Here is a 16,643-nt window from a genome sequence, read left to right on the forward strand (position 1 = left end):
CCCCGGTCATCGACCGGGGCCCTTCCGTTTGTCCGTTGAGCGTCGTCAGACCTTGACGCGGATCTCAGGGCGGAGCTTGGTGGCGATGTCGATCGCGACGTCCTTGGAGACACTGCCGCTGTACTCACCGGGCGACACCATGGTGACCGTGCTGTAGTCGGCCCATGCGCAGAACCAGTCGGTCTTCTCCTTCTTGGTCGACGGGTTCTGCCCCTTGGCCGCCTGGCACTTCATGACCGCGCCGTCGAGGTCGGCCTCCTCGGGCTCGCCGATCAGCTCGGTCTTGCTGCCGCTGCTGCCGGAGGAGCCCTTCTGGGACGACTTCTTGAAGTTGGCGAAGAACGTGTCCAGTGCCGCCTCGGGGTCGGACACCTCGCCGTAGACGCCGACGAACGTGACACCCTTGGCCGTTGCCAGCTGAGCGGCGGCGGACGGGTCGCGGGGGTCGTACTTGCTCATGTCCATCGTGGTGTAGGAGCCCAGCACCGACTTGCCGTTCTTGACGCCGCTCTTCTCCAGCTCCTTGGTGGAGTCGTCGCCGACGGACGCCCCGTCCTTGGTGATGCGGTTGTACTCGCCGAGCACCTTCGCCGGCGTCGCCAGCTTGTGCGGGCCGTCGTCCTCCACGGATCCCGCGCCACCACCCCCGCCGATCACGAAGTACGCGCCCACACCGATCGCCGCGACCACGGCGACCGCGCCGATGATGATGCCCGTCTTCTTCTTGCCGCCGCCCGCCGCCGGGGGCTGGGGCATGCCGTACGGGGCCTGGCCGTAGGGCGGCTGCTGGCCGTACGGGGGCTGCTGGCCGTACGGTCCGGGCTGCTGGGGCGGGACGCCCTGCGGGGGCTGCTGCGGGTAGCCGTAGCCGGCCTGGGGCGGAGGGGCCTGCTGGGGGTAGCCGTAGCCGGGCTGGGGAGCCTGCGGCGGCTGGCCGTACGGACCGGGCTGGCCGTACGGTCCGGGCTGCTGAGGCTGCCCGCCGTACGGGCCCGGCTGGTTGTAGCTCATGTTCTGGGTTCCCCTCCAGATGCCTATGTGTTCGAGACATCCTGGCGCAGACCCGCCGTGTGCATGGCATCGGGGCCCTCAACCGTTACGAAGCAAACGCGTTTCGGGACGGGGTAGTGACACCTCTAAACTGACCCCCGTGACCGAGAACGCTCAGCAGCAGCCACCAGCGCCCAGCACCGACCTGCCGACCCAGTACGCGCCGGCCGACGTAGAGGGGCCGCTGTACGAGCGCTGGGTAGAGCGGGGTTACTTCGAGGCGGACGAGAAGAGCGACAAGCCGCCGTACACGATCGTCATTCCGCCGCCGAACGTCACGGGCAGCCTGCACCTCGGGCACGCCTTCGAGCACACGCTCATCGACGCCCTGACCCGCCGTAAGCGCATGCAGGGTTACGAGACGCTGTGGCAGCCCGGCATGGACCACGCCGGTATCGCCACGCAGAACGTCGTCGAGCGGGAGCTCGCGAAGGAGAACAAGTCCCGGCACGACCTGGGCCGCGAGGCCTTCGTCGAGCGGGTCTGGCAGTGGAAGGGCGAGTCCGGCGGCCAGATCAGCGGCCAGATGCGGCGCCTCGGTGACGGCGTCGCCTGGTCGCGTGAGCGCTTCACCATGGACGAGGGCCTCTCCCAGGCCGTCCAGACCATCTTCAAGCGGCTCTACGACGACGAGCTGATCTACCGCGCCGAGCGCATCATCAACTGGTGTCCGCGCTGCCTGACCGCCATTTCGGACATCGAGGTGGAGTACCAGGACGACGACGGCGAGCTCGTCTCCATGAAGTACGGCGACGGGGACGACACCATCGTCGTCGCCACCACGCGCGCCGAGACGATGCTCGGTGACACGGCCGTCGCCGTTCACCCCGAGGACGAGCGGTACAAGCACCTGATCGGCAAGCTGGTCAAGCTGCCGCTGACCGACCGCTCCATCCCGGTCGTCGCCGACGAGCACGTCGACCCCGAGTTCGGCACGGGTGCCGTCAAGGTCACCCCGGCCCACGACCCGAACGACTTCGAGATCGGGCAGCGCCACGACCTCCCGGCCCTGACGGTCATGGACGAGCACGCCGTGATCACCGCCCACGGCCCGTTCCAGGGTCTGGACCGGCTGGAAGCGCGGTCGGCGATCGTCGCGGCCCTGCGCGCCGAAGGGCGGATCGTCGCCGAGAAGAGGCCGTACGTCCACTCGGTCGGCCACTGCTCGCGCTGCAAGACGACGATCGAGCCCCGGCTCTCCATGCAGTGGTGGGTCAAGGTCGGCCCGCTGGCGAAGGCCGCCGGCGACGCCGTCCGCGACGGGCGCGTCAAGATCCACCCGCAGGAGATGGAGAAGCGCTACTTCGACTGGGTCGACAACCTCCACGACTGGTGCATCTCGCGGCAGTTGTGGTGGGGCCACCGCATCCCGGTCTGGTACGGCCCGAATGGCGAGGTCGTCTGCGTCGGCCCCGACGAGGAGCCGCCGAGCGGCGAGGGCTGGCGTCAGGACACCGACGTCCTCGACACCTGGTTCTCCTCCGGCCTGTGGCCGTTCTCCACGCTCGGCTGGCCCGAACAGACCGAGTCGCTCGCGAAGTTCTACCCGAACTCCGTCCTGGTCACCGGCTACGACATCCTCTTCTTCTGGGTCGCCCGGATGATGATGTTCGGCCTGTACGCGATGGACGGCACTCCGCCGTTCCACACCATCGCCCTGCACGGCATGGTCCGCGACCAGTTCGGCAAGAAGATGTCGAAGTCCTTCGGCAACGCGGTCAACCCGCTGGACTGGATGGACAAGTACGGCAGCGACGCCCTGCGCTTCACCCTCGCCCGTGGCGCGAACCCGGGTGTCGACGTCCCGATCGGCGAGGACTGGGTCCAGGGCTCGCGCAACTTCGCCAACAAGATCTGGAACGCGACGCGCTTCGCGCTGATGAACGGCGCGACGGTGGACGGCCCGCTGCCGGGCCCGTCGGAGATGTCCTCGACGGACCGCTGGATCCTCTCCCGCCTGAACACGGTCGTCGCGGAAGTCGACGCGTTCTACGACGACTACCAGTTCGCGAAGCTGTCCGACTCCCTGTTCCACTTCGCGTGGGACGAGGTCTTCGACTGGTACGTCGAGCTGTCCAAGACGACGTTCCAGGCGGGCGGCGAGGCGGCCGAGGTCAGCAAGCGCGTCCTCGGCGAGGTCCTCGACGTCACCCTGAAGCTGCTGCACCCGGTGGTCCCCTTCGTCACCGAGACCCTGTGGACCACCCTCACCGGCGGCGAGTCGGTCGTCATCGCCGACTGGCCGAAGGACAGCGGCTTCCGGGACGCCGGCGCCGAGCGCGAGATCGAGAGCCTCCAGTCGGTCATCACCGAGGTCCGCCGCTTCCGCGCCGACCAGGGGCTCCAGCCCGGTCAGCGGGTCCCGGCCCGGCTGGCCCTGGACGGCACGCCGTTCGCGGCGCACGAGTCCGCCATCCGCCAGCTGCTCCGGCTCCAGCCGGAGGGCGACGCCTTCACGGCCACGGCGACCCTGCCGGTCGCCGGCGCGGAGGTCGCCCTCGACCTCTCCGGCACGATCGACGTGGCGGCGGAGCGCAAGCGCCTCGCGAAGGACCTCGCGGCGGCGGAGAAGGAGAAGTCCCAGGCGAACGCCAAGCTCGGGAACGAGGCGTTCCTGGCGAAGGCCCCCGACCACGTCGTGGACAAGATCCGCACCCGCCTGGCCAAGGCGGAGGAGGACATCGCCCGGATCCAGGCGCAGCTGGAGAGGCTGCCGCAGGCGTAAAGGTTCGTACGGTCGTCACGGCCCCGGCGCTTGTCAGCGTCGGGGCCGTGACGTGGTCAGGGGCGCGGGGCTGTATCAATGTGCGGCTCCGCCGCGTGGGCGCGACCAGCCCTCATGGACGTACCCGCCCACGGCGAACAATGTCAGTCCGTCTCCGTAGACTGGGCTCCGTGAGCGAGCTCCCCCCAGACCACAACGCCGACGACCAGCCCGACCCCCTCAACACCTTCGACGAGATCATCGCGGAGGAGACCACCCGCGACCCCGACCTCGCCGTCATCGAAGCCGGCAGCCGAACCCTGCGCACCCAGGGCGGCCCGCCCGACGCCGACATCCCGACCCGGCCCGCCGACCCCGAGGTCGACAAGGCCTTGCGCGAGGTCGAGGCGGAGCTCGCCACCCGCTGGGGCGAGACCAAGCTGGAGCCCTCCGTCAGCCGTATCGCCGCGCTGATGGACGTGCTGGGAGAGCCGCAGCGGTCGTACCCGTCGATCCACATCACGGGCACGAACGGCAAGACCTCCACGGCCCGCATGATCGAGGCCCTGCTCGGCGCCTTCGAGCTGCGGACCGGCCGCTACACCTCACCGCACGTGCAGTCGATCACCGAGCGCATCAGCCTGGACGGCGCCCCCATCTCGCCCGAGCGGTTCATCGAGACGTACCAGGACATCAAGCCGTACATCGAGATGATCGACGGCCAGCAGGAGTACCGGCTGTCCTTCTTCGAGGTCCTCACCGGCATGGCGTACGCGGCGTTCGCCGACGCGCCCGCCGACGTCGCCGTCGTCGAGGTCGGCATGGGCGGCTCCTGGGACGCCACGAACGTGATCGACGGTGACGTCGCCGTCGTCACGCCCATAGACCTCGACCACACCGACCGGCTCGGCACGACGCACGCGGAGATCGCGGCGGAGAAGGCCGGCATCGTCAAGCAGGGTGCGACCGTCATCCTGGCGCAGCAGCCGGTCGACGCGGCGCAGGTGCTGCTGAAGAAGGCCGTCGAGGTGGACGCGACCGTGGCCCGGGAGGGCCTGGAGTTCGGTGTCGTCGATCGGCAGGTGGCCGTCGGCGGGCAGCTGGTGACGCTGCGCGGGCTCGGCGGCGAGTACCCGGAGATGTACCTGCCGTTGCACGGCGCGCACCAGGCGCACAACGCGGCCGTCGCACTGGCCGCCGTGGAGGCGTTCTTCGGCGTCGGCGCGCAGCGGCCCGATCCGCTGGATCTGGACACGGTCCGCAAGGCGTTCGCGGCCGTCGCCTCGCCGGGGCGGCTGGAGGTCGTGCGGCGTTCCCCGACCGTCGTGCTCGACGCCGCCCACAACCCGGCGGGCGCCCGGGCGGCGGCCGAGGCGATCGGTGAGGCCTTCCAGTTCAGCCGCCTCATCGGTGTCGTCGGCGCGAGCGGCGACAAGAACGTGCGGGGGCTGCTGGAGGCCTTCGAGCCGGTGTTCGCCGAGATCGTGGTCACGCAGAACTCCAGCCACCGCGCGATGGACGCCGACGAGCTGGCGGGCATCGCCGTCGAGGTGTTCGGCGAGGAGCGCGTCCAGGTCGAGCCGCGGCTGCCCGACGCGCTGGAGGCCGCGATCACGCTGGCCGAGGAGGAGGGCGAGTTCGCGGGCGGCGGTGTGCTCGTCACCGGTTCCGTCATCACCGTCGGCGAGGCCCGACTGCTCCTGGGGAGGGGCTGAGATCCCGTGCGTACGCTCTGTTCGTCGACCCTGATCGGCGAGTTCTTCATCATCGGCTTCGCCGGTCTGGTCGCCATGAAGGACCCCGGCCTGTCCATGACGACCGTGTGGACGGTCAGCGGTGTCGCGATGTTCCTGTGCCTGGTGCTGTGCGGCCTGGTGACGCGCCCGGGCGGGGTCGCGCTCGGCTGGGCGTTGCAGATCGCGCTCATCGCGTCGGGTTTCGCCGTGCCGATGATGTTCTTCCTGGGCGTGGTCTTCGCGGCCCTGTGGTGGGCGTCCGTGCACTACGGGCGGAAGGTGGACGAGGCGAAGGCGAGATTCGCCGACCGGTCCGGCTCCTCCACACCTGACGCTGCGTAACAGGCGTCCCGACACGCCGGGTAATCTCGTCCCACCGCACAACTTTGATGCATAAGGAGCCCGTCGTGAGCCAGCGCACCCTCGTCCTCCTCAAGCCCGACGCCGTCCGTCGTGGCCTGACCGGCGAGATCATCAGCCGCATCGAGCGCAAGGCGGGCTGGACGATCACCGCGCTGGAGCTGCGCACCCTGGACCAGGACACGCTGGAGCAGCACTACGGCGAGCACAAGGGCAAGCCGTTCTACGAGCCGCTGGTGGAGTTCATGGCCTCCGGCCCGGTCGTGGCGATGATCGTCGAGGGCGAGCGGGTCATCGAGGGGCTGCGCGCGCTCGCCGGCCCGACCGACCCGATCGCCGCGGCCCCCGGCTCCATCCGCGGCGACTACGGCGTCATCGTCCGGGAGAACCTGATCCACGCCTCCGACTCGGAGGAGTCCGCCGAGCGGGAAGTGAAGATCTTCTTCCCGGGTCGCGCCTAAGACGAAACGGTGAGAGGAAGTCTGGGAGCCACGGCTCCCGGACTTTTCTGGCATATGCGTGGCGATCGAGGGAACGATGGTCCCCGAACGCCCGTCTCCACAAGCGAACCCGTGCGGCATCTGCTGACAATGGCGGAGACCCTCCCGCAGTGTTCGCGAAGGCGCGTCTACGATGGAAGCCTTCACGTCACAGCACCCACCTTTGCCTACCTGAAAAGCCCTCAAAAGCCAGTGGGAAGGCCAGACGAATCCTGATGGGGAACTCAATGTCGTTCATCGGCCGTGACATGGCTGTCGACCTCGGGACCGCCAACACGCTGGTGTACGTCAGGGGTCGCGGGATCGTACTCAACGAGCCGTCCGTCGTCGCGATCAACACCAACACCGGTGGCATCCTCGCGGTCGGTGCCGAAGCGAAGAAGATGATCGGGCGCACGCCCGGCAACATCGTTGCCGTTCGTCCGCTGAAGGACGGTGTGATCGCCGACTTCGAGATCACCGAGCGGATGCTCCGCTACTTCATCCTGAAGATCCACAAGCGGCGGTATCTGGCTCGTCCGCGGGTCGTCGTCTGTGTGCCCTCGGGCATCACGGGCGTCGAGCGCCGCGCCGTCATCGAGGCGTCGTCCCAGGCCGGCGCCCGCCAGGTGCACATCATCGAGGAGCCCATGGCCGCGGCCATCGGCTCCGGCCTGCCGGTCCACGAGGCCACGGGCAACATGGTGGTCGACATCGGCGGCGGCACCACGGAGGTCGCGGTCATCTCCCTCGGCGGCATCGTCACCGCCCAGTCCATCCGTGTCGCGGGCGACGAACTGGACAACGCGATCATCCAGCACATCAAGAAGGAGTACTCCCTCCTGCTGGGTGAGCGCACGGCCGAGCAGATCAAGATCACGATCGGTTCGGCGTACGACCTGGACACCGACGAGCACACCGAAATCCGAGGCCGGGACCTGGTCTCCGGGCTGCCGAAGACCGTCGTCATCTCCGCTGCGGAAGTCCGCAAGGCGATCGAGGAGCCGGTCAACGCGATCGTCGACGCCGTCAAGACGACCCTCGACAAGTGTCCGCCGGAGCTGTCCGGCGACATCATGGACCGAGGAATCGTTCTGACCGGCGGCGGAGCGCTGCTCAGGGGCCTGGACGAGCGGCTGCGCCGGGAGACCGGCATGCCGATCCATATCGCCGAGGACCCCCTGGACAGCGTGGCGCTCGGTTCCGGAAAGTGCGTCGAGGAGTTCGAGGCGCTCCAGCAGGTGCTGGACGCCCAGCCGCGCAGATGACGTAACTCTTCGATTCCGCCGTACGGGACGATCTCCTCTCGTACGGCGGATCGTTGATATAGATGCATAAGCTCCCACAATGCAGCCCCTCGGGTTTCCCTGGGGCTTCCCGAATTCCTATGAGGAAGGGCACGGCCGCCGCACGTGAGGGACACACGAGAGAGCCGGCTGCTCCTGGTGCTGCTGATCGCCATCGCGTTCGCGTTGATCACGGTGGACATTCGCGGTGGGGAGGATTCCCCGGTCGACGGTGCCCGGCAGGGCGCGGCGACGGTCTTCGGCCCGATCGAGAGCGGTGTGTCGGCCGCGGTCGACCCGGTCGGCAACGCGGTCTCCGCCATCCGGGACTCCGGTGAGCGGCACGACCGGCTCGCCGCGCTGGAAGAGGAGAACGCGGCCCTGAAGGCGCGGCTCGGCAGCGACGACCGTAGCCGCAGCCGCCTCAAGCAGCTCGACAAGATGCTGAAGATCTCCGGCCGGGGCCAGTACGGCATCAAGGGCGCCGAGGTCATCGCCATCGGGGCCGCGCAGGGCTTCTCCTGGACCATCACCATCGACGTCGGCGCCAACGACGGCATCAAACGCGACATGACCGTCCTGAACGGGGACGGGCTCGTCGGCCGGGTCACCACCGTCGGACCCAACACCGCCACGGTCCTGCTCGCCAGCGACCCCGACTTCACGGTCGGCACCCGGATGGAGGCCGGCGACGAACTCGGCTTCGCCTCCGGGCAGGGCGACCGACCGCTGCGCGTGGAACTCCTCAACGGCAAGGCGGAGGTGAAGAAGGGCGACCGCCTGGTCACCTTCGGCTCGCAGGCCGACCGGCCGTTCGTGCCCGGGGTGCCCGTCGGTGTGGTCTCCCGCGTCGACCCGTCCGGCGGCGGTCTGACCCGCACGCTCTACGTCACTCCGTACGCCGCCTTCAGCAAGCTCGACATCGTCGGTGTCGTCGTCGAGGCCCCGAAGAAGGACCCGCGCGACACGGTGCTCCCGCCCAAGCCGAAGCCGACCCCCAGGCCGACGGTGACGGTGACCGTGACGCCGTCCGCCGAGGCCCCCGTGGACGGCCAGAACCAGCAAGAGCAGTAGGAGCTGTCACCTCATGCGCGTCAACCGGATCCTGCTCTCCTCCGCCCTGGTCGTCGTCGCCCTGGTCATCCAGGTGAGCGTCCTCGCCCGCCTCCATCTGCCGGGCGCCGTGCCCGACCTGATGCTCCTCACCGTCCTCGGCCTCGCCCTGGTCTACGGCCATGTGGGCGGCGCCCTCGTCGGTTTCGGCGCGGGCCTGCTCGCCGACCTGGCCCCGCCCGCCGACCACGCCGCCGGGCGCTACGCGCTCGTGCTGTGCGTCATCGGTTATCTCGCGGGCCTGGTGAAGCCGGAGACGGGCCAGCTGAAGTCCGCGACCGGCCCGATGGCCGTGGTGGTCGCCGCCGCCGTGGGCTCCACCCTGCTGTACGCCGGGGTCGGTGCCCTCGTCGGGGACACCGCCGCCCGCCATGTGGGCCTGGGCAGCCTGCTGTTCACGGCCGTCCTGTACGACCTGCTGCTCGCCCCGTTCGTGGTGCCGGGGGTGATGGCGCTGGCCAGACGCGCCGAGAACGATCCGCTCGCCGAGACCGGCTCCGGCGCCAAGGCCACGGACATCTCCTCCGGCTGGCTCTCCGGCGGCACCGGTCTGAAGATCGGCAGCCAGCGGAACGGGCTGCGGGTGAAGGCGGCCCGGGCACGGATGGCGCGGGCGGGGCGCATCAAGGGGGTCAAGCGGCTGTGACCGCAGGAAAGTTCACCCGAACGCGCCGGTCCGGTAGGAACGCCGGCTCCTGGGCCCGTCGTTCCTCACTCGAATCCGCACACGCGTGCCCGGAGACACCTTCGTACCCGCACATCCGTACGCGCACCGAGAGGGGGAGGCGGCCGCAGTGACCAACATTCCCGAGACCGGCCGGAACCCACGGGTCCAGATCCGGCTCGTCGTCATCCAGGTCCTCGTCCTGTCCCTCCTGCTCACCCTCGGCGGACGCCTGTGGTACCTCCAGATCCGTGAGGGCGCGGCGTACGCCAAGGAGGCGTCGGGGAACCACGTCCAGCAGGTCGTCCAGCCGGCCGTCCGCGGCTCCATCCTGGACGCGCGCGGCGTGGCCCTCGCCGACAACGAGACGCGACTGGTCGTCTCCGCCTCCCGCACCGACCTGCTGAAGATGCCGGACGACGGCAAGGACGTCCTGACCAAGCTCGCCGGGGTCCTGGGCATGAAGCCCAAGGAGGTCCTGGAGAAGGTCCGGCTGTGCGACGCCGAGACGCCCCAGCCCTGCTGGAACGGCTCGCCCTACCAGCCCATCCCCATCACCGACGAGGCCACCCCCAAGCAGGCCCTCCAGATCCGCGAGCGCGCCGAGGACTTCCCCGGCATCACCGCCGAGCCCGAGGCCGTGCGCCGCTACCCCAGCCCGGGCAAGTCCAACACCGCACAGGTCCTCGGCTACCTCTCGCCGGTCACCGACGAGGAGATCAAGAAGGCGCAGAACACCAACTCGCCGTATCTGCGCTCCGACCAGGTCGGCCGCTCCGGCCTGGAGCGCCAGTACGACAAGCAGCTGCGCGGCAAGGCCGGCGTCACGCGCTACGAGGTGGACAACCTCGGCCGCGTCATCGGCCAGGCCGAAGCCGACCCCGCCCACCCCGGCGACAACCTCGTCACCAGCATCGACTCCCGCGTCCAGCGGATCGCCGAGTACGAGCTGAACGAGGCCATGAAGCAGGCCCGCAAGGAGCACGACCGCAACACGGGCACGAACTACAAGGCCGACTCCGGCGCCGTCGTGGTCATGGAGGCCAAGACCGGCCGAGTCGTCGCCATGGCCTCCAATCCGACGTACGACCCGAACGCCTGGGTGGGCGGCATCTCCGCCAAGGACTACACGCGGCTCACCGGCAAGAGCTCCAACTACCCGCTGCTCAACCGCGCGATCCAGGGCCAGTCGGCGCCCGGCTCCATCTTCAAGGTGATCCCGACGGCCGCCGCGGTCAACGCGGGCTACTCCTTCAGCGGCCCCTACCAGTGCTCCAGCTCGTACTCGATCGGCGGGCAGGTCTTCAAGAACTTCGAGTCCAAGGGATACGGCCCGATCAGCCTCGGCCGCGCCCTGGAGGTCTCCTGCGACACGGTCTTCTACCGGCTCTCCCACGAGGAGTGGAAGAGGGACGGCGGCACCAAGCCGAAGAAGAACGCCAACGACTGGTTCTACAAGACCGCCCGCCAGTTCGGCCTCGGCAAGGAGACCGGCATCGACCTGCCCAACGAGGTCACCGGCCGCGTCCCCGACCGGAAGTGGAAGCTGGACTACTGGAAGGCCAACAAGGACGCCTGGTGCCGCACCGGCAAGCGCAACGGCAGCTACGCCGAGAAGATCGCCTACGAGAACTGCCTCGAAGGCAACCGCATGCGCGCCGGTGACTCCGTCAACTACTCCATCGGCCAGGGCGACACGCTCGTCACGCCGATCCAGATGGCCACGATCTACGGAGCCATCTCCAACGGCGGCACGATGTACGCCCCCTCGGTCGGCAAGGCCGTCATCAGCGCGGACGGCAAGACGGTCACACCGATCAAGCCCCAGGCGCACGGCAAGCTGCCGATGACGCAGAAGACGCGCAACGAGATGGACGAAGCCCTCGCGGGAGTCGCCACCCGCGGTACGGCCGCCTGGCGGTTCGGCGGCTGGCCGCAGGACAAGATCCCGATGCACGCCAAGACGGGTACGGCGGAGGTCTACGGCAAGCAGACGACCTCCTGGTTCGCCACGTACACCAAGGACTACACGGTCGTCATGACGATCTCCCAGGGTGGCACGGGCTCCGGAGCCTCCGGCCCCGCCGTCCGCAACATCTACAACGCGCTGTACGGCGTCTCCCCGGACGGCGACGTCGACCCGAAGAAGGCGCTGCTGCCCACCCCGCAGAAGACCCTGCCGAAGGTCAAGACGGACGGCACCATCGCCTCCCCGAAGGTCCCCAAGGACCCGGCCAAGGACCAGCAGGCGAACAAGAAGGACCCGAACGCCCCGGCCGACCCGCTCCAGCCGGCGACGGCGGCCCCGCCGACGCCGGAGAACCGTGACACCCGAAGGCGCCGGCGCCGGCGGGCGAGCCGGAGGATGCCGACATGACCGGCGGTGTGAACAGCTTCCAGGTCTCCGGCTATGGCCCCGAGCGCTCCGGGTGGACCAGGCTGCTGGCCCGCGACTCGGTGGCGCGGCGCCTCGACTGGCCGATCCTGCTGTCGGCGACGGCCCTGTCGCTGCTCGGCACGCTCCTGGTGTACTCGGCGACCCGTAACCGCACGGAGCTCAACCAGGGCGACCCGTACTACTTCCTCGTCCGGCACCTGCTGAACACCGGCATCGGCCTCGCCCTGATGGCCGGCACGATCTGGCTCGGCCACCGCGGCCTGCGCACGGCCGTGCCGGTCCTGTACGGCTTCTCGGTCCTGCTGATCCTGCTGGTGCTCACCCCGCTCGGCTCCACGATCAACGGCGCCCACTCGTGGATCAAGCTCCCCGGCGGCTTCTCCCTCCAGCCCTCGGAGTTCGTGAAGGTCACGATCATCCTGGGCATGGCGATGCTGCTGGCGGCCAGAGTCGACGCGGGCGACAGGCAGTACCCCGACCACCGCACGGTCATGCAGGCGCTGGGTCTGGCCGCCGTGCCCATGGTGATCGTGATGCTCATGCCCGACCTCGGGTCGGTCATGGTGATGGTCATCATCGTGCTCGGCGTGCTGCTCGCCTCCGGCGCCACCAACCGGTGGGTGTTCGGGCTGCTCGGCGCGGGCGCCCTCGGCGCGGTCACCGTCTGGCAGATCGGGGTGCTCGACGACTACCAGATCGCCCGCTTCGCCGCCTTCGCCAACCCCGAGCTCGACCCGGCCGGCGTCGGCTACAACACCAACCAGGCGCGCATCGCCATCGGCTCCGGCGGTCTGACCGGCTCCGGCCTCTTCCACGGCTCGCAGACCACCGGCCAGTTCGTGCCCGAGCAGCAGACGGACTTCGTCTTCACCGTGGCCGGGGAGGAACTGGGCTTCCTCGGCGGCGGACTGATCATCCTGCTGCTCGGCATCGTCCTGTGGCGGGCCTGCCGTATCGCCCGGGAGACCAGCGACCTGTACGGCACGATCGTCGCCGCCGGCATCGTCGCCTGGTTCGCCTTCCAGACGTTCGAGAACATCGGCATGACGCTCGGCATCATGCCGGTCACCGGACTGCCGCTGCCGTTCGTGTCGTACGGCGGCTCGTCGATGTTCGCCGTGTGGATAGCGGTCGGTCTGTTGCAGTCCATCCGGGTCCAGCGCCCGATGTCTGCGTGAACACCGGCGGGGCGGCCCCCTGCCGCCCCGCCGGTGTGCCCACTAGATTCGGTCCATGGCGGACACCAAGCGTGAGATCGAGCGGAAATACGAGTCCGAGGACAGCGGACTCCCCGACCTGACCGGTGTCGCCGGGGTCGCGGCCGTACTCGACAAGGGCGTCACCCACCTCGACGCCACCTACTACGACACCGCCGACGAACGCCTCGCCGCGTCGTCCGTCACCCTGCGCCGCCGCACCGGCGGCTCGGACGCGGGCTGGCATCTGAAGTTCCCCGTCGCCCCCGGCGTTCGCGACGAGATCCAGGCCCCGCTCTCCGAGACCCTCCCCGGCGACCTCGCCGGGCTCGTCCGCTCCCGCGTCCGCCACGGCGAACTGCTGCCCGTCGTCCGGCTGCGCTCCGAGCGCGACGTACGCCACCTCGTCGACGCCGACGGCCGGCTGCTCGCCGAGGTCAGCGTCGACGCCGTACGGGCCGACCGGCTCACGGCCGGCGGTGGCGAAGCACAGTGGACGGAGATCGAGGTGGAGCTCGCCGACGGGGGAGACCCGGCCTTCCTCGACAAGGTGGAGAAGCGGCTGCGCAAGGCGGGCATACGGCCGTCGGCCTCGGCGTCGAAGCTGGCGCGCGCCCTGGCGGAGACGGCACCGTACAAGCAGACGGCACCGTACGAAGAGCGGGCGTCCGCCTCCGCCGGGCAACCGGAGACCGCCGGAGACCACGTCCTGGCGTACGTGCGCGCCCAGCGGGACGCCATCGTCGAGCTCGACCCGGCCGTGCGGCGGGACGCCGAGGACTCCGTGCACAGCATGCGCGTGGCCACCCGCCGGCTGCGCAGCACCTTCAAGTCCTACGGCGAGATCCTCGACCGGACCGTCACCGACCCCGTCGGCGACGAGCTGAAATGGCTGGCAGGTGAGCTCGGGCTGGACCGGGACCGCGAGGTGCTGACCGAGCGGCTCACGGCGGCCCTCGACGAGGTGCCGGCCACCCTGGTCCGCGGCCCGGTCGCACAGCGGCTGCACACCTGGGCGAGAACCGAGCACGGCGGGGCCCGGGGCCGGCTCATCGGCGTCCTGGACTCCCGCCGCTACCTCGCCCTGCTCGACACCCTGGACGCGCTGATCGCCGACCCGCCGCTGCGGAAGGCGGCCGGCAAGAAGTCCCGCAAGCCGATCGCCAAGGCCGTGAAGAAGGACTTCCGCAAGGTCGCCGGGCTGGTCGAGCGGGCCGTGGAACTGGAACCCGGCACCGACCGCGACGTCGCGATCCACGAGGCCCGCAAGAAGACCAAGCGCGCCCGCTACGCCGCGGAGGCCGCCCGACCGGCCCTCGGCAAGCCCGCCAAGGACCTGGTCAAGTCCATGAAGGCGCTCCAGAACCTGCTCGGCGAGCACCAGGACAGCGTGATGGCCCGGCAGGCGCTGCGCGAGCTGTCGGCGGTCGCCCACGCGGCCGGGGAGAGTGCCTTCACCTACGGCCTGCTCCATGAGCGCGAGGAGCAGCGGGCGGTGCGCGTGGAGACCGAGCTGCCCGGATTCTGGGACGCGATCAAGGACGGGGCGGCGGGCCTCTGATCGTCCGCCGATCTTCCGCGCGTACGAAGGTGCGTCCGGGTCGCGTTAGTCTGGATGGTCACCCTGTCCGTTCAGTCCAGCTCACGAAGGTGCGCGACATGTCTGCCGAAGTCGCTGCGTCGGTGTTCCCGCAGCTCGAAGCTCTGCTCCCGCACGTGCAGAAGCCGATCCAGTACGTCGGCGGAGAACTCAACTCCACGGTCAAGGACTGGGACTCCTGTGACGTCCGCTGGGCGCTCATGTACCCGGACGCCTACGAGGTCGGCCTGCCCAACCAGGGCGTCCAGATCCTCTACGAGGTGCTCAACGAGCAGCAGGGCGTCCTCGCCGAGCGCACCTACAGCGTGTGGCCGGACCTCGAGGAGCTGATGCGGGAGCACGGCGTCCCGCAGTTCACGGTGGACAGCCACCGGCCCGTGAAGGCCTTCGACGTGCTGGGCCTGTCCTTCTCCACGGAGCTGGGCTACACCAACATGCTGGCGGCGCTGGACCTCTCCGGGATCCCCCTGGAGGCCAAGGACCGCGGCCTGGACGACCCGATCGTCATGGCCGGCGGCCACGCCGCGTTCAACCCCGAGCCGATCGCGGACTTCATCGACTGCGCGGTGATCGGCGACGGCGAGCAGGCCGTGCTCGAGGTCACCGCGATCATCCGCGCCTGGAAGGCGGAGGGCCGCCCCGGCGGCCGCGAGGAACTGCTGTTCCGCCTGGCCAAGACGGGCGGGGTGTACGTGCCCGGCTTCTACGACGTCGAGTACCTGCCGGACGGCCGTATCGCCCGAGTCGTACCGAAGCGCAGCGGTGTCCCGTGGCGGGTCTCCAAGCACACGGTGATGGACCTCGACGAGTGGCCGTACCCCAAGCAGCCCCTGGTGCCGCTCGCGGAGACGGTCCACGAGCGCATGTCGGTGGAGATCTTCCGCGGCTGCACCCGCGGCTGCCGCTTCTGCCAGGCCGGCATGATCACCCGACCGGTCCGCGAGCGCTCCATCACGGGCATCGGCGACATGGTCGAGCAGGGCCTGAAGGCGACGGGCTTCGAGGAGGTTGGCCTGCTGTCGCTCTCCTCGGCGGACCACTCGGAGATCGGCGACATCGCCAAGGGCCTCGCGGACCGCTACGAGGACGACAAGGTCGGTCTCTCCCTCCCGTCCACCCGCGTGGACGCCTTCAACATCGACCTGGCGAACGAACTCACGCGCAACGGCCGCCGCTCCGGCCTCACCTTCGCCCCTGAGGGCGGCTCGGAACGCATCCGCAAGGTCATCAACAAGATGGTCTCGGAAGAGGACTTGATCCGCACGGTCGCCACCGCCTACGGCAACGGCTGGCGCCAGGTGAAGCTGTACTTCATGTGCGGCCTGCCCACGGAGACCGACGACGACGTCCTCCAGATCGCCGACATGGCGACGAAGGTCATCGCCAAGGGCCGCGAGGTCTCCAAGTCCAACGACATCCGCTGCACGGTCTCGATCGGCGGCTTCGTCCCCAAGCCCCACACCCCCTTCCAGTGGGCCCCGCAGCTGTCGGCGGAGGAGACGGACGCCCGCCTGGAGAAGCTGCGGAACAAGATCCGCGGCGACAAGAAGTACGGCCGCTCCATCGGCTTCCGCTACCACGACGGCAAGCCCGGCATCGTCGAGGGCCTGCTGTCCCGCGGCGACCGCCGGATCGGCGCCGTCATCCGCGCGGTCTACGACGACGGCGGCCGCTTCGACGGCTGGCGCGAGCACTTCTCGTACGACCGCTGGATGCGGTGCGCCGAGAAGGCGCTGGTCCCCTTCGGCGTCGACGTCGACTGGTACACGACCCGTGAGCGCACGTACGAGGAGGTCCTCCCCTGGGACCACCTGGACTCCGGCCTCGACAAGGACTGGCTCTGGGAGGACTGGCAGGACGCCCTCGACGAGACGGAGGTCGAGGACTGCCGCTGGACGCCGTGCTTCGACTGCGGGGTCTGCCCGCAGATGGACACCCAGATCCAGATCGGCCCGACGGGCAAGAAGCTCCTGCCCCTGTCGGTCAAGAATGCGGCGTCGGCGCCGAGCGGTCACGCGCACTGACGGTCGTCCGACGCGGCACCGGAACCGTTTCGC

The 16,643-nt window shown here is 69.5% G+C and carries 12 protein-coding genes; 11 read left to right on the forward strand and 1 reads right to left on the reverse strand.

What is annotated here, in order from left to right; all coding sequences use genetic code 11:
- Positions 1–45: 45 nt before the first annotated feature.
- Positions 46–1,011 (reverse strand): hypothetical protein, encoded by a 966-nt coding sequence (locus tag QC385_RS31285; protein ID WP_279544725.1) that lies wholly within the window; start codon positions 1,009–1,011, stop codon positions 46–48.
- 139 nt (positions 1,012–1,150) lie between these two features.
- On the opposite strand from QC385_RS31285, the gene QC385_RS31290 reads away from it, so the two are divergent.
- The 11 genes from QC385_RS31290 to QC385_RS31340 all read left to right on the forward strand — a co-directional run bounded on the left by QC385_RS31290 (position 1,151) and on the right by QC385_RS31340 (position 16,610).
- A complete protein-coding gene (locus QC385_RS31290) occupies positions 1,151–3,775 on the forward strand; it encodes a valine--tRNA ligase (RefSeq protein WP_279544726.1) in 2,625 nt (874 codons plus the stop codon).
- A 170-nt stretch (positions 3,776–3,945) separates the two neighbouring features.
- Positions 3,946–5,469, forward strand: coding sequence for a bifunctional tetrahydrofolate synthase/dihydrofolate synthase (folC, locus tag QC385_RS31295; RefSeq protein ID WP_279544727.1), 1,524 nt, complete (start codon positions 3,946–3,948; stop codon positions 5,467–5,469).
- A 6-nt stretch (positions 5,470–5,475) separates the two neighbouring features.
- Positions 5,476–5,832, forward strand: a complete 357-nt coding sequence (locus QC385_RS31300; RefSeq protein ID WP_279544728.1) for a DUF4233 domain-containing protein — start codon at positions 5,476–5,478, stop codon at positions 5,830–5,832.
- 65 nt (positions 5,833–5,897) lie between these two features.
- The gene (ndk, locus tag QC385_RS31305) at positions 5,898–6,311 is read left to right on the forward strand and encodes a nucleoside-diphosphate kinase (RefSeq protein ID WP_020271915.1); all 414 of its coding nucleotides are present in this window, start codon (positions 5,898–5,900) and stop codon (positions 6,309–6,311) included.
- A gap of 266 nt (positions 6,312–6,577) precedes the next feature.
- Positions 6,578–7,597, forward strand: a complete 1,020-nt coding sequence (locus QC385_RS31310; protein ID WP_006133575.1) for a rod shape-determining protein — start codon at positions 6,578–6,580, stop codon at positions 7,595–7,597.
- A gap of 144 nt (positions 7,598–7,741) precedes the next feature.
- The gene (gene mreC, locus QC385_RS31315; RefSeq protein ID WP_279544729.1) at positions 7,742–8,689 is read left to right on the forward strand and encodes a rod shape-determining protein MreC; all 948 of its coding nucleotides are present in this window, start codon (positions 7,742–7,744) and stop codon (positions 8,687–8,689) included.
- Between the two features lie 13 nt (positions 8,690–8,702).
- Positions 8,703–9,374: a rod shape-determining protein MreD gene (mreD, locus tag QC385_RS31320; RefSeq protein WP_279544730.1), complete on the forward strand. Its 672-nt coding sequence runs from the start codon at positions 8,703–8,705 to the stop codon at positions 9,372–9,374.
- A 148-nt stretch (positions 9,375–9,522) separates the two neighbouring features.
- Positions 9,523–11,769 carry a penicillin-binding protein 2 gene (mrdA, locus tag QC385_RS31325; RefSeq protein ID WP_279544731.1) on the forward strand — a complete coding sequence of 749 codons (2,247 nt, stop codon included), beginning with the start codon at positions 9,523–9,525 and terminating at the stop codon, positions 11,767–11,769.
- Positions 11,766–12,968 (forward strand): rod shape-determining protein RodA, encoded by a 1,203-nt coding sequence (rodA, locus tag QC385_RS31330; protein ID WP_279544732.1) that lies wholly within the window; start codon positions 11,766–11,768, stop codon positions 12,966–12,968. The genes mrdA and rodA overlap by 4 nt, the downstream gene beginning before the upstream one ends.
- A gap of 55 nt (positions 12,969–13,023) precedes the next feature.
- Positions 13,024–14,547, forward strand: a complete 1,524-nt coding sequence (locus tag QC385_RS31335; RefSeq protein ID WP_279544733.1) for a CYTH and CHAD domain-containing protein — start codon at positions 13,024–13,026, stop codon at positions 14,545–14,547.
- Positions 14,548–14,645: 98 nt separating this feature from the next.
- On the forward strand, positions 14,646–16,610 hold the full coding sequence (locus QC385_RS31340) for a TIGR03960 family B12-binding radical SAM protein (protein WP_279544734.1): 1,965 nt from the start codon (positions 14,646–14,648) through the stop codon (positions 16,608–16,610).
- Positions 16,611–16,643 lie beyond the last annotated feature (33 nt).

The organism is Streptomyces sp. DH10, from assembly GCF_029813805.1.
Classification (GTDB): Bacteria; Actinomycetota; Actinomycetes; order Streptomycetales; family Streptomycetaceae; genus Streptomyces; species Streptomyces coeruleofuscus.